This window comes from Citrobacter meridianamericanus (assembly GCF_041320245.1).
Taxonomy (GTDB): domain Bacteria; phylum Pseudomonadota; class Gammaproteobacteria; order Enterobacterales; family Enterobacteriaceae; genus Citrobacter; species Citrobacter meridianamericanus.
In genome coordinates, this window is sequence record NZ_CP101036.1 from 4,802,836 (window position 1) to 4,825,281 (window position 22,446).

A 22,446-nucleotide genomic window follows, 5' to 3' on the forward strand; every position below is an offset into this window, starting at 1 on the left:
AGAATACCGTGCAACGTGAAGATGTCCTGGGAGAAACCCTGAAATTACTTGAGGTTCAAGGGATAGCCAATACCACGCTGGAAATGGTGGCCGAACGTATCAATTATCCTCTTGATGAACTACAACGCTTTTGGCCCGATAAAGAGGCCATTCTGTACGATGCGTTACGTTACCTCAGCCAGCGGGTGGATATCTGGCGGCGTCAGCTTTTGCTGGATGACACCCAGAGCGTTGAGCAGAAATTACTGGCACGCTACAACGCGCTGTCCGAATGCGTGAGCAATAATCGCTATCCAGGCTGCCTGTTCATCGCCGCCTGTACGTTTTACCCCGATCCCGGACATCCGATCCATCAGTTAGCCGATCAACAAAAAAAGGCGGCGCATGACTTCACCCATGAACTGCTCACGACGCTGGAAGTTGACGACCCGGCAATGGTTGCCAAACAGATGGAACTGGTGCTGGAAGGCTGCCTGAGCCGCATGTTGGTCAATCGTAGCCATGCTGATGTCGAAACAGCACACCGTCTGGCTGAAGATATCCTGCGCTTTGCTCAGTGCCGTATGGGCGGTGCGCTGACTTAAGCGCACAACGCTTATTGGGTGGTGAGAAATTGGCACCACGCTATTTTGTTCAATCTTCAGGCATAAATGCGTAGATTGCCGTAATATTAAGCGGTTGAACGGTTTTTCCCGAAATTTAATTGACTGACAGACGTGAATACGGTTTAATGCGCCCCGTTGCCCGGATAGCTCAGTCGGTAGAGCAGGGGATTGAAAATCCCCGTGTCCTTGGTTCGATTCCGAGTCCGGGCACCAAAATTTAGTTTCATGATGTCCCTATACGTCCTGAAACGTTAAAAAATCAGTAAGTTAAAGAAACCTGATGGTGCTGAAAAGTTCCGTCAGGTTTTTTGACATCCAGAGTTTTTGGGGGCTTAATTGGGGGCCTGTTGGTTCGATAAACTCTGGAGCCCCCGTTATGCCACTCACCGATACCGCCATCCGTAACGCCAAACCCATCGACAAACCTTACAAACTCAGCGACGCGCAGGGCCTGTACCTGCTGATTAAACCTAACGGATCTAAACTCTGGCAACTCAAGTACCGTTTTGGCGGCAAGGAGAAGAAGCTGGCGTTTGGCGCTTACCCGACCGTCACGCTGGCGAATGCGCGTAAGCTGCGTGAAGAAGCTCGTGCGGTACTCTGTGCAGGCGACGATCTGGGGGTGAAGAAGCAGCAGGAGAAGCAGGCGAAGAAAAGCGGCAATACGTTCGAAGAGGTCGCCCGTAAGTGGCTGGCGGGCAATATCCGCTGGACGGAGCACCACGCCGCGAAAATCCTGCGTTCTCTTGAACTGCACGTTTTCCCGCTGATCGGCAAATTCCCCGTCGCTGACCTGAAAACCGCCGACCTGCTGATCCCGCTTCGGGTGGCTGAAAAGAAAGGTAATCTGGAGACCGCCGCACGCATTCAGCAGCGCACTACGGCGATCATGCGCTACGCGGTGCAGGAGAGCCTGATCGCCAGCAACCCGGCCAACGATCTTACAGGGGCCATCACACCGCCGCCGAAAAACCACTACCCCGCCCTGCCGCTGGAGAAAATGCCAGAGTTACTGGAGCGGCTGGAGGGCTATTCCGGCAGATTACTGACACGGCTGGCGGTACAGCTTAACCTGCTGATCTTTATCCGCTCCAGCGAACTACGCTTCGCCCGCTGGACGGAGATTGATCTGGATGGCGCAATGTGGACTATTCCCGCCGGGCGTGAGCCTATTCCCGGCGTGCGTTATTCAGAGCGTGGCGCAAAGATGAAAACGCCGCATCTGGTGCCGCTGTCAAAACAGGCAGTGACGGTGCTGAAGCAGCTAAAACTGCTGTCCGGCAACAGTGAGCTGCTGTTTCCCGGCGACCACGATCCGCACAAGCCGATGAGCGAGAACACCATCAACAAGGCGCTGCGGGTGATGGGTTATGACACAAAGGTGGACGTCTGCGGTCATGGCTTCCGCACGATGGCCTGTAGCGCGTTGATTGAGTCCGGGCGCTGGTCGAAAGACGCCGTGGAGCGGCAGATGAGCCATCAGGAGCGTAACAACGTGCGCGCCGCCTATATCCACAAGGCCGAGCACCTCGACGAGCGCACGCAGATGATGCAGTGGTGGTCGGACTGGCTCGACGCCTGTCGGCAGAAGTTTGTTGCGCCGTACCGGTATGACAGGCAGGTTCAGGTGGCCTGAATCCCCTGACAAGCCTCGCCGGAAAGCAGATCTCCGCGGATCTGCTTTTTTATTTGCACCAGTGCCAAACTCCGTTTAACTGCGCCAGTTCCGGCTTTTTAAGCCCTTTGGCCCTTTCCGGTCTGGCGCTGTTACCCTTAGCGTCCCCTTACCCCTTCGGCCTTTTTATGATTGCACCAGAACGGGAAATTATTCCTCTTCCCGCCGCCCGTAGACCTGCACCACATACCGCCCGCGTCCGTCGCCGTGGCCCAAATCCATTGAGGTCAGCGCCAGCGCTTCTTTGTCGCTGAATCCCTGCGTCAGATAGTGACGGATGGCATCCTGCGCCCACGCATAGCGCAGTGAGTGCGGGGTATAATTCCCCGTCAATCCGGCTTCAGCGAGCGCTCCCCGCCAGTAATTCATGGCCTTCTGGAGGCAGGGCTGATCAATCAGTCTGCCGTTACGCAACTCTGCGACAGATAAGGCGTTATCCAGCGCTTTTTTCACTGCGCCAGTATCCTGAATAATAGTTTCACGGGGACGATGCCCCTTGGTGCCAAACACCACCGTCAGCCGGGTTTCGCCACGCTCCAGCGCCTGTTTCCACGTTTTTAATGACTGACAGCACTGTACCGCTTCCTGCGAGCGCAACCCCATCAGCCTCGAGAGTTCCAGCGCTGCCGCCAGCCCCGGATCTTTTATGCGGGCAGTTTCCAGCACATGGCGGTAATACTCCGGCGTGATGGCCCGTTTCGTACCGCTACGGGATGCACCAAATAGCCCCAGCGAACGGTTGTTTATCCGATCACCGCCTGCCAGTTTTGCGCGTCCGGCCTGTTTCAGGATGCAGCGCACCGCCGCCATCTCGTTTTGCAGGGAACGCTTCGTGATACCCTGCGCCAGCCGTTCACGGATATAGCCTTCAATATGCCGGGCCTTAAGCTGCTCTACCCGGCGGATCTGCACATTCTGCGCCAGTACCAGACGCTCACAAAAACGCTGCGCCAGCCTGATGCGATCATCCACAGTTTTGTAGCTGCCACCCGCCTGCTGCGCCAGCCGCTTCATTTCCTGCTCCAGTATTCCCATACATTCCCCCTTTCATGATTGCCGCAAACTCATCCCAAAAACCAACACTGATACAGCTTTCCCCGGCGCACAGGCCGATAGCCCCTGTTTTTTTGTCGGGGCTGCGAACGATACCTGAGCGCCGGGGCGGCAGCCGTTGAGGTGTGGCGGGGCTTCGGTTGTGCTCTCTGAGCAGCCGCCCGCTTGCGCGGGTTATCCCCCGGATCGTCCGGATCCGCCTCGGTATCGGTTCATGTTCTCCTTATGGGTAAATGGCCTGAAAAGGCAGTGTCAGAATCCAGCCATGAGCTGGCGCGGTTGAGTTGTCTGATACAGGTCGAAAGGGCTGCGTGCGTCACTTTCCCGCTTTGCGCGGTTAAAGTGACGCACTGGACTGGTGCAGTGCTTAAACGTTGCGTTTCTGGTGCTGTTTTACGGTCGCGCGGCAGCAAAGCCTGTCGGCAATGCAGACCGCAGCCCGTCAGGTAAAGGGCACTGAAGGTGTCAGCAGATACAGGTTAGCCGGGAGAATTCCGGCGCGGTGTAGAGTGAGCCAGCAGGCTGACGCAGTAAAAGGACGTATCGTGTCAAAACTTGAGCCTCCATCGCGATAGTCTGCGACCCGGTGTTTGCAGAGGTCTGCACCGGTAAAGGGCTCAACCGTACTGATAACAGGCGCTTCTTTCAGGTTGTGAAGCGTGTCGCTGTCAACGACAGCATAGGGCAAGGGGAGACTATACCAGTGCCGCTGGCGCAGAAAGGAAAAACTGTTTTTATGTCAAAAAGGATTCCACTGCCGCGCTTCGCTTGCCTTCTCCCGCTCTTCTGACAGCAGGGCCATCAGAAGAGCGGGAGAGTCTGTTTTAACGTGGTCCGAGATAGCGGGAAGGCCAGATGTGCTCTGGCGCAACGCCCAACGCTTCGGCGATCAATCTTTCACCTTTGGGCCAGTGTCTGATCAGCGCATTCGCCAGCGTGGAGGATGCCAGCCCTGAGCTGCGGGAAACGGCGGACAACGACGTGCCCTGCTTTTTCAGCGCTGCGATAATGTCGGCAGAATGCCAGTCCGGTTGCATCATGCCGCCACCCCGTCAATAAACTTTACGCCATCGGGGGTACGCAGCCAACGCGGGGCCTTCATTTCCGCTGCGAAGTAATTGATCAGGTCATACAACAGCCAGCTAAGGAATTTCTCCGTTTCAGAGGAAAATCCCTGCCCCGCCAGCGTCTGCGTCAGAGCAAGGCAGTAATTGCAAAGCTCAGTGCATTCTGGCCCGAACTGAGGGGCGTTTGCGGGGAGGGTATCAACGGTCAGGCTTTCAACAAGATGGGGCGGGACGGGTTCTAACAGCGTGGGCTGGAGCAGCGTCAGAGCGGTGTTAAGTCTGCCGCAGAGCGCCATTTTTAACGCGATATCTTTACTTTCAATCAGGGTTTCAGCGAAGTTTTCGCAGTGGCTGGCAAGGACGGTAAAGTCCGTGGCGGCATTGAAGGGAACAGCAAGTAACGGGTGTGTCTGGGTGGGGATCGTAGCCATAATGGCAGCCTCCAGTATGTGGTTTTAATACCACCACCGGAGAGGTCAATCTCACGGGTGGTGGACTGAACGAGGTTGACCTTACCGGCCATACTGGATACCGGCGCACCTTGCGGTGCCCTCGCCCAGCCCACCATTGAGATATAGCCGAACGCACAACACAAAAAAAGACGCAGGCGCGTCATGTGTCGCCAGTATGTGGTATTTCAGGAGGTCAATCCCGGCACCTGATTTTGCAGGTGTGGGTAAAAGATACCGCGATTAGCGGTTAACAGCAAGTGAGGTTATGGAAGGCAGATCGCAAACAGAAAAAACTATCTTTAAATTGTACGGCCATCTCAAAATAGATGATTATCAATAAATTAGCGTGACATCAAATTATGCTTCTCATTTCGTTATTAACATGACCCTTCTTTGCATATTAATAATCCTGGAGTCAATGATGTCCGTAGAAAACCGCTCAAAGCTGCTTCGTATGACCATCCGCAACATCGGATGTATAGGTAATGAAGGTATCGATATTGCACTCGATAACATTGTTTGTCTGGTAGGAAAAAACAATGCCGGTAAATCCACCGTTCTCAGAGCCTATGAGTTAGCCAAAGGAAGCGTGTCATTTGATCCCGCGCATGATCGACACCAGCACGCTCAACCGGATCAACCCTCTGAAGTCCTTCTTGAGGTACATATTCCTCAGGGTATTGGCAACGTTGATGAAAAATGGAAACAAGCAAGAGGTGAGTTTCTTGTTGTAAAAAGCCGCTGGCAATGGTGCGCGCCAGATTTTCAGAAAGTCCGTACCACATGGGATCCCACCGGAGGCGATGAACAGCAAGGCTGCTGGGCCGAGGATACTAAAGCTGGTGGTGCCGATCCGGTATTTACTTCCAGACTTCCCAGACCGCTACGGATAGGCTCGCTCGAAGATGCGGCAAAAACGGAAGAACTGTTACTTAAACTTGCTCTGTCTCCCCTGTTCACGGAACTGGAAAAAGCCCGGAGCAATCCTGCATCCGATCTGGCAAAAGCGATTGAGAGTGTGTCCTCCAGTATGAACGCCCTCAGCGAGCAACATCAGGAACATTTCAATGGTATTGCGGGTAAGGTGTCTACGGGATTTAAAGGAATTTTTCCCCGACTGGACGTTAGTCTTAATGTGTGTGCGGCACCGCTTGTTCCAAAAGTGGACGAACTTATTAAAAATGGCTCGAGCTTGAGAATTTCAGATGGAAGAGCTGATACCGATTTGGTTCAACAAGGAACAGGGGCTCGCAGAGCGTTATTCTGGGCAATGCTTCAGGTCCATAATGAGCTTAATCGCGATAAAGAGGTTCGTGGTGACTATCGCAAACGCCTTGAAAAAGATATTACCGAGCTTTCAAAGAAAGTCGCGAAACCCACCAAAAAAGATGACCCGGAACAGCTGGCAGAGTATTTAGCACAAGCCAAAGCGCAGTTGGACGCCCACGACAGTGGCGCACCAATCCCGGACAGTCCGGAAGATCCGGCCTTTCCCGGCTACCTGTTATTAATTGATGAACCAGAAAATGCTTTACACCCTATGGCGGCCCGAGCGGCTCAGCGTCATTTATACCAACTGGCAAAAAACCCGGACTGGCAGATCATTCTGACCACCCATTCACCTTATTTTATCAATCCGTTTGAAGATCACACCACCATTGTGCGTTTAGACAGGGAAAGAGATGATGATCAGTCCCCTGTAACGCCGAGAACCTATCGCTCAGATCTGATTGAATTTGAAGGTGATGATAAACAGCGGCTTCAGGCGTTACAGCATATCGATCCCAGCTTTTCTGAGGTCTTTTTTGGTTCACACCCTGTACTGGTCGAAGGCGATACGGAACATGCAGCATTTATGGCGTCCATCATAGAACGAAACCATGCGCTGATGGATCAGGTCGCCATCATCCGCGCTCGTGGAAAAGCCATACTGGTGCCGCTGATAAAAGTGCTTACGCATTTCAAAATTGATTTCAGTCTGGTGCATGACGCCGATTCACCGCAGAAATCGAACGGTACCAGAAATGGCATGTGGACAGAAAACGAAAAAATCAAAAATGCCATCCGACAGGCCCGAAGTGAAGGGCTTACAGTTCGCCACCGCGTCAGTGTTCCTGACTTTGAACGTTTTCTGGGCGGAGACGAAGCGTCGAAAGATAAGCCGCTAAATGCTTATCTGCAAATCACTCAGGACGAAGGACTGGCGACTGGCGTTCAGGGTTTATTGACTGCACTTCTTTCTTCCGAACAGCACTCTCCTTTTGAAACCATCAGAGATACCGATCACTACATGCAGCAATTGCTGGCTCAGGTTCTTGATTGGGCAGCACAGCACGGAAAACAAGACGATCCCAGATTCAGACGCAATGCTGAACCGCTAAACGCTGAGGCCTGATACAGAAATTAACAGGGTCACTTCTCATAGGGATCCTGTTATTAATTCTATCGATATATACATATTTCTACTGACATCAATATGCTTGTATACCCTGATAAATATGGTCTAAAATAAATTCACACTAAAACAGAATGTCAGTACAGGAGAATCAATGTCTGTTGCCGCTCTGGCCCGCCAGCGGGTTCACCGCATGAAGCGTGGCGTCCCCTTTTCCATCAGCGGATTTTATTCGCTGGGAAGCCGCGCATCTGTACAACAGGCAATGAGTCGTCTGGTCAAAGAAGGCCTGCTGGTTCGGGTTGAACGGGGTTTCTACTCCCGGCCAAAACCGTTGAAGAATCTTCCCTCTGTTAACGTGGTTGCCAGCGCCAGTGATGTTGCCGCCGCATGGGCAAAGGAGCGCGGTTACAAAATCACCCTTCAGGGACTGGAAGCCGCTTACCGGCTGGGGCTGCAAACGCAGGCACCGGTTAAACGCATCTACTGGTCAAATGGCCCGACGCGAGAGTTCCGAGTTGGTAATGAGCAGGTACGGATCCAGCATAAATCAGCAAGCCGGTTGCGTTGGCTGAACCGACCTGAAGGGGAACTGATGCGCGGTTTACTGAGTCTGGATCAGGAACATACCCCGCCGGAAACCCTGAAGAATGCCTTTCACCGGCTGAGCATCCCGTCAGCCAAAGCGCGACAGATTGCCGGAAAGTTAATGAATGAACCTGCGCTTCATGCGTGGCGCTCGCATCTGATGACGTTGCAAAAGGCGCTCTGATGAACATTTTCGATTATTACCGGGGCGCATCGTACCGCAGCGAGCTTCAGGAAATCCTTTCTTATGCAGCACAACAGCATCCCTCCGGGCTGGGAGCCAGTTTTCTGGAAAAGGATCTCTGGGTAACTGAGATCCTTCGGCTGCTTTTTAATGAGGATCTGCTGGGCGACCTTTCTGTCGCGTTTAAAGGTGGAACGGCGTTAAGCAAATGCTGGAACGTGATTGAACGTTTTTCTGAAGATATCGATCTTTCTGTTCACTGGGCCGATCTGGCAGGCCATTCAGAAGAGGACGAACAGCAGGCGTGGGAGCAAAGCACGCTGAATAATAGCCAGAATCGCCGGTTCAGAGATCAGCAGCAAGAGCGTTTAATCGCATGGACAAGTACGCTGGCAGAACGGTTAAACCAACGCTTTCAGGCTTATAAAATTCCGGGCCTTGAAGCAAAAATGGAACCTGACAGCGGTGGCGAAAAAATCGATATTTATTTCCCACGGGTGAAAGAAGACAGTATGGCCTATCAGCGCGATCATATTCTGCTGGAATTTGGTGGACGAAATCGTGGTAAGCCAACCGATCAAATGCCTGTTGTGAGCTATCTGTCCGGGATTGCTGGATTAGATGCATTTCAGCTACCTGTTGCGACCGTAAATGCTTATAACATCGGTTATATTCTTTGGGAAAAGCTGACGGCGCTACACCAGTTTTGTACGCAAACCAAAGCGCCAAACCCGGCCCGACTCGCTCGCCACTGGTATGATGTGGATTGTCTGCTGCGCCATCATTTCGCCAGCCCCTATGAAACGCTGGAAGCCATGCGTAATGTGGTCGAGATGAAGCAACGTCGCTGGTCTGTGCCGGGTGTGGATTTTACTCAGGTGATTGTCGGAAACTTGCAACTGTTGCCTGATGACGCTGAACGGTTCGCCGCGATCGCAGGGGATCATCAAACGGCAGTGGAAGGGGGAATGTTCTTCCGTGAGCCTGACGGATTTGCTGACATTGCTGAGCGCCTTCGTCATGCGCAAGATGAAATCAATCGTTTTATGTGCATCTCATAGATATAAACTATTTCGTTTAATTACCCCTCTGCCATATGGCATAAGCCTTTTAAATACCAGGGATTTATGCTTGTACTTCAGCCCAGTCGCGGTATCATTTTGCGATCTCTCTTCCAGTTTTATGCTTACCGCCCTTGCCGATCGTAGAACAATGCCGGGAAGCGTTATCAGCGATTAAGGGCACGGAATGGGCTTCTGGATATTTGTTATTATGTTGGCGGTTATCTGGCTTCTGTTTTCCAAAAAGAAAAAGTCGCTGCCCCCCAATATAAATAACAAAATCATCACCAAAATAAATCATTCATCCCGACAAGCATCTCTTAATAAGTCAGACAGCAGCGTGACAAATATGCATTCTCAGGCTTCCGAAGATGACGAACTGGCAACTTTTAGCTTTGTTAATGGACTGGCGGTTGAATACAGCACCAGCCGCCAACCGTCACAAGAGAGCGCCGCCCGGCGCAATACCACGCCAGCGCGATGGGTCAAACCGGGAGAAAGCGTCACCATTCAAAACGTCGTCATTAATTACGGCAATTTTTATTTCGGCGGGCGGTTGAAAACCCATTCATCCGGAGAATATGGTCATCTTTATAACGATGGTTCCGATGCTTCTCTGGTTAACGACGCTTTCCCCATTGAGCCCATTTCACGCCATTATTATGATGAGTCTCTGGGGTATTGGCCCACCTTTGCCGCTCTCTCTCCTCGTTGCCGTGGCGCTTATATTGACTGGCTGGCAAGCGATCGCAGCGATGCAACCTGCCCCATCGGTTATGTTTTTATTTATTTTTACGGTCTTGAGCGCCGCGTACTGGCCGATGGTACGCAAGAGGCTATTTCTGATAATGAATTCAAAGCGTTATTTGAAGAGATATCGCGCCTGAGAACCGTATTTCAGGCAAGCGGTTCCTTCCGTCATTATGCAACACAGTTGCTGGAAATGATGATCATTCTCAGACCGAAGCTACTTTCTGTACACACTGAAAACGAATATTTCTCGTCGAGAAGTGCATTACTGTTCAGGCTAAATCTGGCGACGGTGGTCGATAAAGGACAACCTGTTTGTGCCGATCTGGCACTGGCATGGATACACTATTTTCCTGATTACACCCTGCGCACACCTGCCCGTCGATGTCATTCTGAATTTTCCTCGTTATTCAAACAGCGTTATACCCAAAAATATGGTGACGGTATTGTCGTCAAACCCAATAAAACACGGTTGTATTTAAGCTATACCCCCGCCAGTGGTACGCTTCGGGAACTTCAGGTCAAAAAACAGATAGATCTTCCCGACCCCAGCGTTTTAAAAGCGCCGGTGCAGAAACTAATCCCTGTTGCTGAATCCTGTACCAACGCGCTTGATGCCTACAGTCGCTACCTCGGTAAAAAAGAGGCGTCAAAAAGCGATGTCGCCGCCATCATGCTGCTTCCCGATGAAATTCTGACTGAAGATGCAGAACGTCTGTTTGCTGAATTTAAGCGCTGGGCCGATGAGAAAATCCGCGAACATTCAGGGCTGGCGACAGTGGCTGATTTCTGGGCCAGAATGGGGATGCCTGTACCGGATAAGATGAATAAGAAAGAAGCCGAGCTGATGCAAAATTTCGCCCGGCGAGCAGGCTACGGCATTGCGCCGGATATGCGCTATCACCTTGTCCGGGCAGAACCAGAAGGGCACGTTGTTTTATTCCCTGAAGGGCATGCGGAATTCTACGTACCGTCGGCAGAATTTACGTCAGTCTCCGTGGCGCTTCGGCTGGGCGCCATGATTGCACAAATGGACAAGCGCGTGGATGTTGCGGAACAGGCCGCACTGGAGAGAATAATTAATCATAACGATGCCTTATCGCCCACCGAAAAACGCTCGCTGCACGCCTACCTCATCTGGCGGCTCAATACGCCTGCAAATCAGGCCGGTCTGAAGGGTAAAATTGAGCAACTCAGCGGTAAAGATAAATCCACTATTGGCAACGTGATTATCAGCGTCGCCTGCGCAGATGGAAAAATCGATCCGGCTGAAATTAAGCAACTGGAAAAAATCTACACCAGCCTCGGCCTGGACAGCAGTACCGTCACCAGCGATATCCACCGTCTGTCAACCACAGAAACAACGCCGACAGCTACGTTACAATCCCCATCAGCGACGAGCGGTGCGTTTTCTCTTGATGAACGGATCCTTGCCCGTCATGAGTCTGATACCACGGACGTACGCAAGTTACTGAACACCATCTTCACCGAAGATGAACCCGCAGACGAGTCCCCGGCGGAGATCCCGTCACAGACTGGCGCAGGTCTTGATGAGGCACATCATCAGCTTTACCAACGTTTGCTGGAAAAAGAACATTGGGCCCGAAACGACGTCGCTGAGCTATGTCAGCAGTTTAATTTGATGCTCAGTGGTGCGATTGAAGCAATTAATGACTGGTCTTTCGAACAGGTTGACGCCCCGGTGCTTGATGATGACGATGATATTTACGTTGACCTGGAAATAGCACAAGAACTCAAAGGATAATTTATGTCTGGCATTCGTATTCGTCTCAAAGAAAGAGACGCCATTATTCAGTCACTGAAGTCAGGCGTTACGCCTAAAATTGGCATTCAGCATATTCAGGTTGGCCGGGTCAACGAAATAAAAGCGCTGTATCAGGATATTGAGCGTATCGCTGATGGTGGTGCAGGATTCCGGTTGATTATTGGGGAATACGGTTCCGGTAAGACATTCTTTTTAAGCGTTGTGCGCTCAATTGCGTTAGAGAAAAAGCTGGTGACAATCAGTGCCGATCTATCCCCGGACAGGCGCATCCACGCGACGGGTGGACAAGCGCGTAACCTCTATTCCGAGCTAATGAAAAATCTGTCCACACGCAATAAGCCGGACGGAAACGCCTTATTAAGTGTGGTTGAGCGCTTTATTACGGAGGCCAGAAAAGAATCGGAAAGTAAAAATACTCCCGTTCCGACAATTATTCACCAGAAGCTCGCCGCCTTGTCCGATATGGTTGGCGGCTACGATTTCGCCAAAGTCATTGAATGTTACTGGCAGGGCCACGAGCAGGATAATGAGACATTGAAATCAAATGCCATCCGTTGGCTACGAGGTGAATACACCACGAAAACCGACGCCCGTAACGATCTGGGTGTGCGCACCATTATTTCTGATGCTTCTTTCTACGACTCGTTAAAGCTGATGAGCCTGTTTGTTCGTCAGGCCGGATACGCGGGTCTGCTGGTCAATCTGGATGAAATGGTCAATCTGTACAAACTGAGCAATACGCAGGCCAGGGTTGCGAACTATGAACAGATACTGCGTATTTTGAATGACTGCCTGCAAGGAACCGCTGAATATATTGGTTTTTTACTCGGCGGTACGCCAGAGTTCCTGTTCGATCCGCGCAAGGGTTTGTACAGCTACGAAGCACTCCAGTCACGGCTGGCGGAAAATAGTTTCGCCCAGCGGGCTGGCGTCATTGATTATTCATCCCCTTCCCTGCATTTAGCCAGCCTGACGCCGGAAGAGCTTTATATTCTGTTAAAAAACCTACGTCACGTATATTCAGGTGGCGATGCGAGTCACTATCTGGTTCCTGATGAAGCGCTGACGGCATTTTTACGCCACTGTAGCAATACCATCGGCGATGCTTATTTCCGCACGCCGCGAAACACGATTAAAGCCTTCCTGGATATGTTAGCCGTGCTGGAACAAAACCCGTCCATTCAATGGTCACAGTTGATCGCCGGTGTCGCTGTCGCGCAAGAAAAACCCAGCGATATGGATGAAGTAACGTCGGCAGAAGATGCCGATGAGGACGGCCTGGCTGATTTCAGATTATGACGAACGAATACCAGCGGCTGGATCCACGCATACAGAAGTGGATATACCGACAGGGATGGGCAGATCTCCGGGAACTGCAAAAAAAAGCCATTCCACCAATATTAGCGGGAGATCGGGATGTCCTGATCAGCGCCGCGACTGCCGCGGGTAAAACGGAAGCATTTTTCCTGCCCGCCTGTTCTGCCATTGCGGATATTCAGGGCGGCTTTGGCATTTTATACATTAGCCCGCTTAAGGCCCTGATTAACGATCAGTATCGACGGCTGGAAAGCCTCGGCGATGCGCTGGAGATGCCGGTCACCCCCTGGCATGGTGACGTTGCGCAGAGCAAAAAACTGAAAGCGAAGAAAAACCCTGCCGGTATTTTGCTTATCACCCCGGAATCACTGGAAGCGATGCTGATCCGCAATGCGGGATGGTTAAAGCAGGCGTTCGCTCCACTGGAGTATATCGCCATTGATGAATTCCACGCCTTCATCGGTTCCGAGCGTGGTATGCAGCTTCTCTCTCTGTTAAATCGAGTCGATCACCTGCTGGGAAGAATCGACAATCCCGTCCCCCGAGTCGCACTCAGCGCAACGCTGGGGGAACTGGAGCGAGTACCGTTATCTCTGCGGCCCAATCAACGTCTGCCCTGCGACATTATTACTGACAGTCAGACTCACGCCACGCTAAAAGTGCAGGTGAAAGGCTATCTGGAACCTCTGACCACCTCGGGCCAGCAACCGCCGCCGTCGGCAGAGACGCAAATCTGCCATGATATCTTTCGCCTCTGTCGCGGTGATTCCCATCTGGTTTTCGCGAACAGCCGCAAACGGACCGAAAGCATTGCTGCTACGCTAGGCGATCTGAGTGAAGCGAGCATCGTTCCCAACGAATTCTTCCCACATCACGGATCGCTGTCCAGAGATCTGCGTGAAACGCTGGAAAAACGCCTTCAGCAAGGCAACTTACCTACCACCGCCATCTGTACGATGACGCTGGAACTTGGCATCGACATCGGCAAAGTCAGCTCCGTGGTGCAGGTTACTGCGCCTCATTCCGTAGCCAGCCTGCGTCAGCGTATGGGTCGTTCTGGCCGACGCGACTCGCCTGCCGTATTGAGAATGCTGATTGCCGAACATGAACTGACCCCAACATCAGGCATTGTTGACCACCTCAGGCTTCAGCTCGTTCAGTCGCTGGCCATGATCCGCTTACTTATCGGCAGTAAATGGTTTGAGCCCGCCGATACCCGGCAGATGCACTACTCCACGCTGTTCCATCAGATCCTGGCGATCGTGGCGCAGTGGGGAGGCGTACGTGCCGATCAATTCTGGTCACAGCTATGTCAACAAGGACCGTTCCAGAAAGTCAGCATTGATGACTTCAAAACGTTGTTGAAGCATATGGGGGAGCACCAGTTTCTGACCCAGCTATCAAGCGGTGAACTGGTTCTGGGCGCCGAGGGCGAACGTCAGGTGAATCAATACACCTTCTACGCCGTATTCAGCACGCTGGAAGAGTTTCGTATTGTGGCGGGGAGCAAAACATTGGGCTCTATCCCCGTCGATTCCCCACTAATGCCTGACCAACACATTATTTTCGGCGGTCGACGCTGGAAGGTAACCGATATCGATAGTGATAAAAAAGTCATCTATGTCGAGGCGACAAAGGGGGGGCAGCCGCCGTTATTTGGCGGACAAGGGATGTCCATTCATGATGTCGTCCGCCAGGAAATGCTCACCATTTATCGGGAAGGCGACTACCGTATCACCGTTGGCGATCGCAAAGCCGATTTTGCCGATACCACGGCCAGAAACCTGTTTGATGAAGGGCTGCACTGTTTTCGCAACAATAATCTGGCTTCGGAATGTTTTATTCAGCAGGGACAGCATGTCTACATTCTTCCCTGGCTAGGCGATCAAACCGTAAACACGTTGTCGGCATTACTTATCCAACGCGGTTTCAAGGCGGGCTCATTTGCTGGTGTGGTTGAAGTAGAAAAAACTACGGTCTCGGAGGTTAAACAAGCGTTATTCAGCGCACTTCAGGAAGGGCTACCTTCCGAATCCCGTCTTGCCGAAAGCATCGCTGAAAAGTGCCTCGAAAAATATGATGAGTATTTACCTGAGACATTGCTGACGCAGGAGTATGGGTTACGCGCTTTTGATGTTGAGCGCGTGGAGGAGTGGCTACGGGGACATTTGTAGGCGAGCAAACCCAATACTCACCGACAAAATCAACGAACGATAAATGAATCAAAAAGCAACTGATAATAAGACCGGGATATTCGACTAAACGCACTGACTCCCAGAACATAAGGACAAGGTAAAATACAATGTCAAAAAGAGAAAATTTACGGTTGCCTGATGCTATTCATCAGGAAATTACGAAAGCAAGAAGCAATGCAGGTAAGTTCTATGCTTTTAGCGAATCCGAAACCCCATTATTAATTCAGTCGCAAGATGGTACATCCAGCGGAAAAACCTATAACGTTTTTTATCAATACATACAAGGTGTAAATGCCGCAACGTCACCCGGAAATGGGCATCGTAACCTGGTTTTCATCACCCCTTTAAAATCGCAAATTGACATTCCCTCAGAACTTGTCGAGTTGGCCAGCTCGAAGCAAATCCTGATACTCCCCTATCTCTCGTTACGCGATGTTGCGGACTTAAGTTTTACCACTTGGGTGAAACAAACGGATAGAGACGAAAAAGATAACCAGCAACGTTATTTCGACTGGATACACACTGGCTGTAACATACTGAAAAACAATACTCAGTTGATTTTTGAACGACTGAGATCCGATGTACAGGCAAGAGTTACACTTGAACTACGGCTTAAAGCGGAAGTAAGAGCCGGAGCCACCGACGAACAGGTTAAAATAGAAGAAGAATTACTCACCAGCGGCTATAAGCTCACAGGACGCCTACAGGAAGCGGCCATCGCATTACTTAATACCCTCAATACCGATTTCGAAACACTGCTGGAGAGAGCTGGCCAAGACAAACTCGCGGGTTTAGCAGTAGAAATGGTGAAACATCTTTTCCCATTTCATATAGCACTGTACAGGCGATGTATTCTGTTAGCGACAACAAAAAAATTTGACGGCAGCGTACTCCTTCTGAAACGAGATAATGAAGGAATTTATCATAAAAGCAGCCAGTTACTTGATCATGTTCTTGGGCAAAAAAAACACCAGGATAAAAATCCTCTGGAAGAATTGACCTCAGTTACATCGGGAGAACGTCTTGAAAAATTAAAACAGGAATACTGGGTTCACGATAGCGACTCGCCTTATGCACAGCGAGATATTCGGTTTACTTTAGTACTTGATGAAGAGCACGAAGCCTACAAAATTTTCCAACAAACAGTATGCAAAATATTACTTAATGACGATCTGCAATTACCATCAATTCTTGCAACATTACATCGCGTTCTCGAATATATAGACGAGTGTAGAGGGAATGAGCGAGCACCTGGGTATGAGCCATTAGATGAATATGTTTGTGAAATAAATAACGCACTCTTGCGGTGTGATTTACGCCCCGGTTTTGATTTAAAAAAAATGACTCAATTGTTTAGCAATAAAATGCTTGATGTTGTTGTTGATAGCCGGAATACAGAACAAGTGATTGCGCTTATAGGTAATGTTTTCAGCTATCAAATCCAACGCTTCTACAGAGAAGATGATCTTCGCCATATACGACTTCGTAGCCACGGACGACAATCCTATACGGAAATTTACGTAAGCGCCGAGGACGATGAAGATGCTGGAAATGATTTTAGTCTCTATGAATTATACCAAACAATCACCGCAATCCTTGCTGCTTCGGCAAAGCTTAAAAATCCATCGCGAGTTCAGCAAATGCTGTCGCAACAAGATCAGGCTAACCAAAACAATCCATTATCATTATTTATAGGTAAAGCACAGCAAATTAAGGGGGAAGCTTCATATCTTTTATCCGGAAGCTCAACGGACGAACAGTTGATTGATGATTTTTTTACTTACTTTCAACCGAAAACGCTTTTTTCATTAGCCCCCAGGGAAAAGGTTATTATTGAATCCAGCCAACTAAAGGGTTGGGTTTTACTCAAATTCCGTATGGAACTTATCAAGGAGCTTCCTGAAGTCGCTCTGCTTCGTGTTCTGTATCAAACACATAATACAGTGATCCTGCTATCAGCTACCGCAGGCTTCCCTGGTACTTACAATGGGCAATATAGCCGCCCCTTTCTTGCCGACTATGCATACCATCTCGGCTACCAGATTAAGTGCAGAGATGTGGAGTCTGCCGCTCCGTTAGCAACTATCCGTAAATTAAGAAATATTCATCGTCCCGTTAATATTGAAATATTCGACGATCAAAAAAGTGAGCTTTCTCCATTAATTAATGACCCCATATTCAAAAAAGTGCTGAAGATATGGGAAGGTCATCTTGAACACTATTTAACGTATATACAACGTCATCGCTATCATAAACGCGAATTTCACCGCGAGCTACAAGCAATGTTACTCGCAGCCTATACCACCCGGCATACTTTGTGTATTGGCCTCAGTGCTCGCTTTTTTACAGTCTTAGGTAAATTTCTGCAAGCGACGCTCAATAGCTCTACTCCTATGAATGGATTGAAAATTTTAGACACTGATAATCGGCGTGGAAATGATACACCTCGTGTATTTGAAATAACACCTTTCGACAACCTGCATACCCTACGAGTCGTCATGTTTGACTCAAAACTTAACCGTGAGGATCCCGTCCGGGACTACTTGCGTATTGATCAGCCTAATTTGACTCTTTTTATGATTTCACACTTCAAAGGGGCAGGAACCGGTCTCAACTACTACATTGCCTATCCGGAAACGGATGCTGGAGGAAAATCGCTAGAAGTTGATTTTGATGAACTTGCGATGGTATGCGATAGCTTCTGGAGTCAGGTTAACGCCGCAGGCACACGCAACACACTGGAAAACTATGTAACATTACTTAAGCACTACGCACACGGAAGTATGCTTCGTCGCGCAAATGACTTTGAAACCGACCTGGTAGATTCAGATGCAGCACGAATGCTTGATGATGAACATATAGTAGAACTTCATAAAGTGGCCATGCAGACCATTGGCCGGACTGAACGTCGCGATGCAAAAATGCAGGGGACTATCAAGTTACCTTCCGGCGTACATTTGAATGCGATACGCGTCTTCCGTGATCTGGCGCGGTATCCCGATGCTAGATCTCTGCTCGCATCACTCAGCCTCCATAACAATCGTTGGTTTGAAAAAGCGCGACACGATTTAGAAAAAGCCAGTTTCAATACGGATAAACAGCGTACTGATTTCGAACAACGCGTGCTAAATGCCAATGCAATGTATAAAGATTTTGAAGTCGAGTTTGTCGAAGTAATTTTAAAAGCCGCCAGAACCGGTGACAAAAATGCTATCCAGCTTAACGAAGATTTACGCCATCCTGATAGTTTTCAAAGCCCTCAAAAATATATCAACCGATTAAAACGCAATCCTATAATTAAAAACATCGATTATATGAAATTATGCGTTGAAAATTTCTTCCTGGAGCGCACCGTCGATTTGGAAAATATTATCTTAGCAAGAACAATCCAATCAGATGGCCTTACAGATATTTCTGCGGGTAGTTCACCTTATGAGCCTGAACACTGTTTACCCCAATATCATGAGGGTATGAGTGAAGAGTGTGGTGACCTCGAAAAACGCGTATTCCCAAGACTATTGAAATTAGAATCCGAGCCATTAAAGAGATTTATTCCTATCCCAGCATTAATTCCATTGCTTATTGGAAATATTGGAGAGTGGCAATTTCATCAAGTGTTAAAAGCGGCAGGAATAAAACCCTTAGCACCTGAACAGATAATTTTACAGTTAGGTAGCGAGTGCTATGAATTGTTTGATATCTACTTAATCAAAAAAGATCATTTATTTGCTATAGACGTTAAAAACTGGATGATGGGAAAGAATAACCGTGATATTTCGAAAAGATTGCACACAAGTGCTTTAAACAAAGTAGAAATATTAAATAAGATTGTCAGCGCTAGCACTTCTCTGAATAAAGTTTCTGCTGTCTACCTTAATACGCGGCATGGACTCAACTGCCTAAATGATCGCGCGGAGAAATTTAAATCCACACAAATCTTTTACTTTAACCTTTTGAAAGTTGTTTCTTATTATGAAAAAGATATTAGTTCAAGTCGGTACGAATCAAAAATAAATAGAAAGATACTAATTAACCGTACACTTATGAATATGTTAGGATATGAAAATGAGTGAAACAATGGAATTAAATCAACCCAGAAATGCAGTTATAACAATGTCCTCTGAATGGGATATTCACCCTTCTCCCTATGCACCGCTTGCCAGAACACAATTGTTCGATATTGCTGAACAAGTAGAGAGTGTTTTGGAAAAAGTTCTTAAGTTACCTTCATCGGATGGATGGGGTATCGATGTAGCATATATTAGAAAACCTAAACCACTTGAAATTAGCTATGATGAATACATCAGCGGGGTTCATCGAGACATTAAGAAACTCTTAAGCGAAAAATTACATTTAGACACCCCTAAAAAATTACGCTATCACTCTTTTTCATTGAAAGATTACCATCTAGCTTTATTTCTCACCCCCAATCCAAGACCTTACAGTCAATGGGCTACTGAAATAATAAAGTTAGGTTTTGATCACTATAGAATAGCCCAAGAAGTTATTGCGTTACATCTTAAGTTAATACTGCTAAAGAACGCTGCCCAATATTTCTCTTTATCGCCAATTTCTTATAATAGTGATTTATATTTTTCAGCAAGCTTACAAAACGATAAGCCAAACAAAAACAATGAATATTATATCGATGCTTTGAAATTTTCCATTTTTTATTCCAAGTATAATGATCTAACATTTGAACTGAAGGCTGTTTGCTTTCGAGCGCAACCAGAAGCATCTGGGATTAATACAGATCTTGGCCGATTGCTCATCAATGATAACAAAAATATTGACCTTATAGAAACAGTGAATGCTAAGCAATTTGGCAATCTGCCTTATATGCGCTTTGCAAACAAGCCCTACTCTGGATGCCAAAACCACGCAGAAAACCTAATACAAAAATTAATCACTGAAATTCTGGCCTCAGCAAATATTGCATTTACTCCGCGTATTTTTCAAGCATCTCATCGCCAATTAAAATTTTTAGAAACACCACATACTGCGCTTCACCGTCCTCTTATTATCATTGATAATCTAAAAAACGATGAAGATGAAAAAGCACACCAAAATTATCTGCATTACCTCCAGCAAGAATTAAATGCGGAATCTGTAGTTAATGCTCAGGATATAAAGCATCTTGATAATGATAAAAATTATTTAGTTCTCAATAGCTCACAAAAGAAAAATGGTTCAAGTATTACATTAGAAATCATGGATGATGACGGTGAGGTTAGAAATAATAGTTTCAACACAACCTGGCAGGCTCTCGACCTTGCTAAACAGGGTAAACATGAACAACTGGATTATTACTCGAAGCTTAAAGTCAACTTAATATTAGATTTTAATAAAAATTATCAACATGTCATTCAAGGATGTAATGTTGACTCAATACTACGCTCCCAAAAAGATCCTGAAACAGGAATTACTCGAAAAATATTAAAAAAAATAGAACCGTCCAAGTTAGCAATGCTCCGCAGCGAACTTTGGCTCAAAGAAGTAATACGAGGATTGGGTAAGATATCGGGACTCCAAATAGCTGATGGCTATTTTACGTTAGTAGCAATCCGTTGTCCGTGGGAAAAACGGCGTAAACAAAAAGCCTTCTACGCTGCAGTTACTCCCATAGAAATTAAAAATGGCACACTAACGATCCAAATGCCTAAGCTGTATGAACGGGAACAGGAATTACGCCACACCGTCTCTGGTATGACGCAGGCATGTATAGAGCAAATCAGAGACAACGATTTTTTTCTTATCGATCATCAACGTAATGTTGTCCTGTGGCGCTATAACACAAGCCGCGTTCCACGCTTAATAGGTGCAGCAGATCGCTGTTCCCTACAAGCAGCAGAGTTCAATAATGGTGTGTTAAATAAGCGAGGCGCCGCTGATGAGACGTACTTTCCTTACTACCTTACTCCCAAGCCAAAAGGTCACCGCCCAAACCAGTACCAGCAACTGTTTATTGAAGATAATGGCTATAGCGCAAATTTGTTTTGTACTCGTAGCAATCAGCCAAATCGGAGCATGGATAAAGCGATACTAGTATATAATCTGATGGCAAAAGATTTTGAAGGACATTCCATAGAAGTCATGGCAGAACCTGCTACAGAATTATTGTTGCGTACTTTTACTTATGACCTAGTACGCCACCATGAAGTCAGCCAAAGTTCTCTACTAGAAAAGATCGCACGAATGATGCTGCACAATTAAGGTTGTGTAATCAGGAGCAAAACCTTCCAACATAAATTTTATTTACTCGGTTTAGGTTGGATGGTTTTGTCCTGAGAAATATAAATGCAAAGAATTAACATACTGACTGTATGGATTCACAAAACTTAATTGACAATTTCGTATATCCAGCACTGTGTGAACTTCATGACGTTTTTCGTAGCCCTGATTCCACACATAACAAAATCCAATTCTCTAAATAACGATTTTTTCGAGATAACCATCACAAAACAAAAGCGATTTTTTATGGGGGCCTTAGTGGGGGCGCTGTTTACGAGAAATATCAATAAAACCAATAACAAACAGTGTGTTAGTCGTGGATATGATTCCGAGTCCGGCACCACTATTTAAAGAACCCGCCCTAAAGGCGGGTTTTTGCTTTTATAGTTTCTGATACTTTCCAACTGTTCATCTCTCAATATCCTTACAGAGTTTCCCCGCTCACAATCCATATATAAAATAGCCATGCCAGTTAACAAGAAGACATCTGGGCTCTATAAGAAGATGGGCTTTAAAGTGACGGGACGCACGGAAGTAGTCGATCTCGGACGACCGTATCCGCTACTGAAACTGGTGCTCGGGTAATGATGTAGACTGTTATCGATACTGTTATCACCTGCAAGCATTTTGATGTTCCGGCATTCCGGATTGAAGGCATGACAACCACAGCGCCGTCAGGCGCTGTTATCTCCCGCGCTTTTCACCACGCTGTACGGCTATGTGTCTGCTCACATCGAACGGCTCACCTGATTTCAGCACCCCGTAAGCCACCTGCGCCAGCTTGCGCATCATCGCGCCGATTATCACTTTCCCTTTCTTTCCATTCCCTGCCAGACGCACCCGGAATGCCCGTCCCCATTCTGTTTTACTCACCGCCACCATCGCAGGCATATACACTGCGGTGACGGCCATCTGGCCGCACCACATCGACATCCAGCCAGGCTTTAGAGACGTCGATACCGATAAAATGAAGTTCCTGTTCCATAGTGAGACCAGCCTTGTGAATGCGGATTACCGGGAAAAGCGGTCCATGATACTGTCCGGTTTGTCACTTGTGGATAACGGCAGTCCGCTGCATAAATCTACA

The 22,446-nt window shown here is 48.2% G+C and carries 15 protein-coding genes, 1 tRNA gene and 2 pseudogenes; 12 read left to right on the forward strand and 6 right to left on the reverse strand.

Features of this window, described 5'->3' with window-relative positions; translation table 11 throughout:
- The first annotated feature begins 8 nt into the window (after nt 1-8).
- From NMD08_RS23395 to NMD08_RS23405, 3 genes are all read left to right on the forward strand, one after another.
- Nucleotides 9-584 (forward strand): transcriptional regulator, encoded by a 576-nt coding sequence (locus NMD08_RS23395; protein WP_210904338.1) that lies wholly within the window; start codon nt 9-11, stop codon nt 582-584.
- Between the two features lie 158 nt (nt 585-742).
- A tRNA-Phe gene (locus tag NMD08_RS23400) sits at nt 743-818 on the forward strand.
- 163 nt (nt 819-981) lie between these two features.
- Complete coding sequence (locus NMD08_RS23405) at nt 982-2,241, forward strand: integrase arm-type DNA-binding domain-containing protein (RefSeq protein ID WP_252838500.1); 1,260 nt, start codon at nt 982-984, stop codon at nt 2,239-2,241.
- 189 nt (nt 2,242-2,430) lie between these two features.
- On the opposite strand, the gene NMD08_RS23410 is transcribed toward NMD08_RS23405, so the two are convergent.
- From NMD08_RS23410 to NMD08_RS23425, 4 genes are all read right to left on the reverse strand, one after another.
- Complete coding sequence (locus NMD08_RS23410; RefSeq protein ID WP_252838501.1) at nt 2,431-3,315, reverse strand: integrase domain-containing protein; 885 nt, start codon at nt 3,313-3,315, stop codon at nt 2,431-2,433.
- An 842-nt stretch (nt 3,316-4,157) separates the two neighbouring features.
- On the reverse strand, nt 4,158-4,373 hold the full coding sequence (locus tag NMD08_RS23415) for a helix-turn-helix transcriptional regulator (protein WP_252838502.1): 216 nt from the start codon (nt 4,371-4,373) through the stop codon (nt 4,158-4,160).
- Nucleotides 4,370-4,831 carry a hypothetical protein gene (locus NMD08_RS23420; protein ID WP_252838503.1) on the reverse strand — a complete coding sequence of 154 codons (462 nt, stop codon included), beginning with the start codon at nt 4,829-4,831 and terminating at the stop codon, nt 4,370-4,372. Before NMD08_RS23420 ends, NMD08_RS23415 begins: the two co-directional genes overlap by 4 nt.
- On the reverse strand, nt 4,723-5,016 hold the full coding sequence (locus NMD08_RS23425) for an ash family protein (protein ID WP_227012533.1): 294 nt from the start codon (nt 5,014-5,016) through the stop codon (nt 4,723-4,725). Before NMD08_RS23425 ends, NMD08_RS23420 begins: the two co-directional genes overlap by 109 nt.
- A gap of 254 nt (nt 5,017-5,270) precedes the next feature.
- Between NMD08_RS23425 and NMD08_RS23430 the strand changes: the two genes are divergently transcribed.
- The 3 genes from NMD08_RS23430 (at nt 5,271) to NMD08_RS23440 (ending at nt 9,080) form a co-directional block, all read left to right on the forward strand.
- On the forward strand, nt 5,271-7,247 hold the full coding sequence (locus tag NMD08_RS23430; protein ID WP_370619170.1) for an ATP-dependent endonuclease: 1,977 nt from the start codon (nt 5,271-5,273) through the stop codon (nt 7,245-7,247).
- A gap of 154 nt (nt 7,248-7,401) precedes the next feature.
- On the forward strand, nt 7,402-8,019 hold the full coding sequence (locus tag NMD08_RS23435) for a DUF6088 family protein (RefSeq protein ID WP_252838505.1): 618 nt from the start codon (nt 7,402-7,404) through the stop codon (nt 8,017-8,019).
- The gene (locus tag NMD08_RS23440) at nt 8,019-9,080 is read left to right on the forward strand and encodes a nucleotidyl transferase AbiEii/AbiGii toxin family protein (RefSeq protein WP_252838506.1); all 1,062 of its coding nucleotides are present in this window, start codon (nt 8,019-8,021) and stop codon (nt 9,078-9,080) included. The genes NMD08_RS23435 and NMD08_RS23440 overlap by 1 nt, the downstream gene beginning before the upstream one ends.
- 94 nt (nt 9,081-9,174) lie before the next feature.
- Here NMD08_RS23440 and NMD08_RS23445 read toward each other — a convergent pair whose 3' ends face one another.
- A complete protein-coding gene (locus NMD08_RS23445; RefSeq protein ID WP_223237005.1) occupies nt 9,175-9,381 on the reverse strand; it encodes a hypothetical protein in 207 nt (68 codons plus the stop codon).
- Between NMD08_RS23445 and NMD08_RS23450 the strand changes: the two genes are divergently transcribed.
- The 6 genes and pseudogenes from NMD08_RS23450 to NMD08_RS23475 form a co-directional block, all read left to right on the forward strand.
- The gene (locus NMD08_RS23450; RefSeq protein ID WP_370620224.1) at nt 9,292-11,595 is read left to right on the forward strand and encodes a TerB N-terminal domain-containing protein; all 2,304 of its coding nucleotides are present in this window, start codon (nt 9,292-9,294) and stop codon (nt 11,593-11,595) included. The genes NMD08_RS23445 and NMD08_RS23450 overlap by 90 nt on opposite strands.
- Before the next feature lie 3 nt (nt 11,596-11,598).
- Nucleotides 11,599-12,915 carry an ATP-binding protein gene (locus NMD08_RS23455; RefSeq protein WP_252838507.1) on the forward strand — a complete coding sequence of 439 codons (1,317 nt, stop codon included), beginning with the start codon at nt 11,599-11,601 and terminating at the stop codon, nt 12,913-12,915.
- A complete protein-coding gene (locus NMD08_RS23460; protein ID WP_370619173.1) occupies nt 12,912-15,107 on the forward strand; it encodes a DEAD/DEAH box helicase in 2,196 nt (731 codons plus the stop codon). Before NMD08_RS23455 ends, NMD08_RS23460 begins: the two co-directional genes overlap by 4 nt.
- 128 nt (nt 15,108-15,235) lie before the next feature.
- On the forward strand, nt 15,236-19,201 hold the full coding sequence (locus tag NMD08_RS23465) for a hypothetical protein (RefSeq protein WP_370619175.1): 3,966 nt from the start codon (nt 15,236-15,238) through the stop codon (nt 19,199-19,201).
- Nucleotides 19,194-21,341, forward strand: a complete 2,148-nt coding sequence (locus tag NMD08_RS23470; RefSeq protein ID WP_252838510.1) for a hypothetical protein — start codon at nt 19,194-19,196, stop codon at nt 21,339-21,341. The genes NMD08_RS23465 and NMD08_RS23470 overlap by 8 nt, the downstream gene beginning before the upstream one ends.
- A gap of 507 nt (nt 21,342-21,848) precedes the next feature.
- Nucleotides 21,849-21,944 (forward strand): annotated as a pseudogene (locus NMD08_RS23475) (GNAT family N-acetyltransferase); the annotation flags it as partial.
- Nucleotides 21,945-22,043: 99 nt separating this feature from the next.
- Here the strand turns inward: NMD08_RS23475 and NMD08_RS23480 are convergent.
- Nucleotides 22,044-22,259, reverse strand: a pseudogene (locus NMD08_RS23480) (IS110 family transposase); the annotation flags it as partial.
- Nucleotides 22,260-22,446: the final 187 nt, after the last annotated feature.

What these genes read in the sequence shown, in the direction of transcription:
- NMD08_RS23435 (WP_252838505.1), top strand. Translation starts at nt 7,402, where the DNA reads ATGTCTGTTGCCGCTCTGGCCCGCCAGCGGGTTCACCGCATGAAGCGT.
- NMD08_RS23415 (WP_252838502.1), bottom strand. Translation starts at nt 4,373, where the DNA reads ATGATGCAACCGGACTGGCATTCTGCCGACATTATCGCAGCGCTGAAA.
- NMD08_RS23460 (WP_370619173.1), top strand. Translation starts at nt 12,912, where the DNA reads ATGACGAACGAATACCAGCGGCTGGATCCACGCATACAGAAGTGGATA.
- NMD08_RS23465 (WP_370619175.1), top strand. Translation starts at nt 15,236, where the DNA reads ATGTCAAAAAGAGAAAATTTACGGTTGCCTGATGCTATTCATCAGGAA.
- NMD08_RS23455 (WP_252838507.1), top strand. Translation starts at nt 11,599, where the DNA reads ATGTCTGGCATTCGTATTCGTCTCAAAGAAAGAGACGCCATTATTCAG.
- NMD08_RS23450 (WP_370620224.1), top strand. Translation starts at nt 9,292, where the DNA reads ATGTTGGCGGTTATCTGGCTTCTGTTTTCCAAAAAGAAAAAGTCGCTG.
- NMD08_RS23420 (WP_252838503.1), bottom strand. Translation starts at nt 4,831, where the DNA reads ATGGCTACGATCCCCACCCAGACACACCCGTTACTTGCTGTTCCCTTC.
- NMD08_RS23425 (WP_227012533.1), bottom strand. Translation starts at nt 5,016, where the DNA reads ATGACGCGCCTGCGTCTTTTTTTGTGTTGTGCGTTCGGCTATATCTCA.
- NMD08_RS23405 (WP_252838500.1), top strand. Translation starts at nt 982, where the DNA reads ATGCCACTCACCGATACCGCCATCCGTAACGCCAAACCCATCGACAAA.
- NMD08_RS23410 (WP_252838501.1), bottom strand. Translation starts at nt 3,315, where the DNA reads ATGGGAATACTGGAGCAGGAAATGAAGCGGCTGGCGCAGCAGGCGGGT.
- NMD08_RS23470 (WP_252838510.1), top strand. Translation starts at nt 19,194, where the DNA reads ATGAGTGAAACAATGGAATTAAATCAACCCAGAAATGCAGTTATAACA.
- NMD08_RS23440 (WP_252838506.1), top strand. Translation starts at nt 8,019, where the DNA reads ATGAACATTTTCGATTATTACCGGGGCGCATCGTACCGCAGCGAGCTT.
- NMD08_RS23445 (WP_223237005.1), bottom strand. Translation starts at nt 9,381, where the DNA reads ATGATTTATTTTGGTGATGATTTTGTTATTTATATTGGGGGGCAGCGA.
- NMD08_RS23430 (WP_370619170.1), top strand. Translation starts at nt 5,271, where the DNA reads ATGATGTCCGTAGAAAACCGCTCAAAGCTGCTTCGTATGACCATCCGC.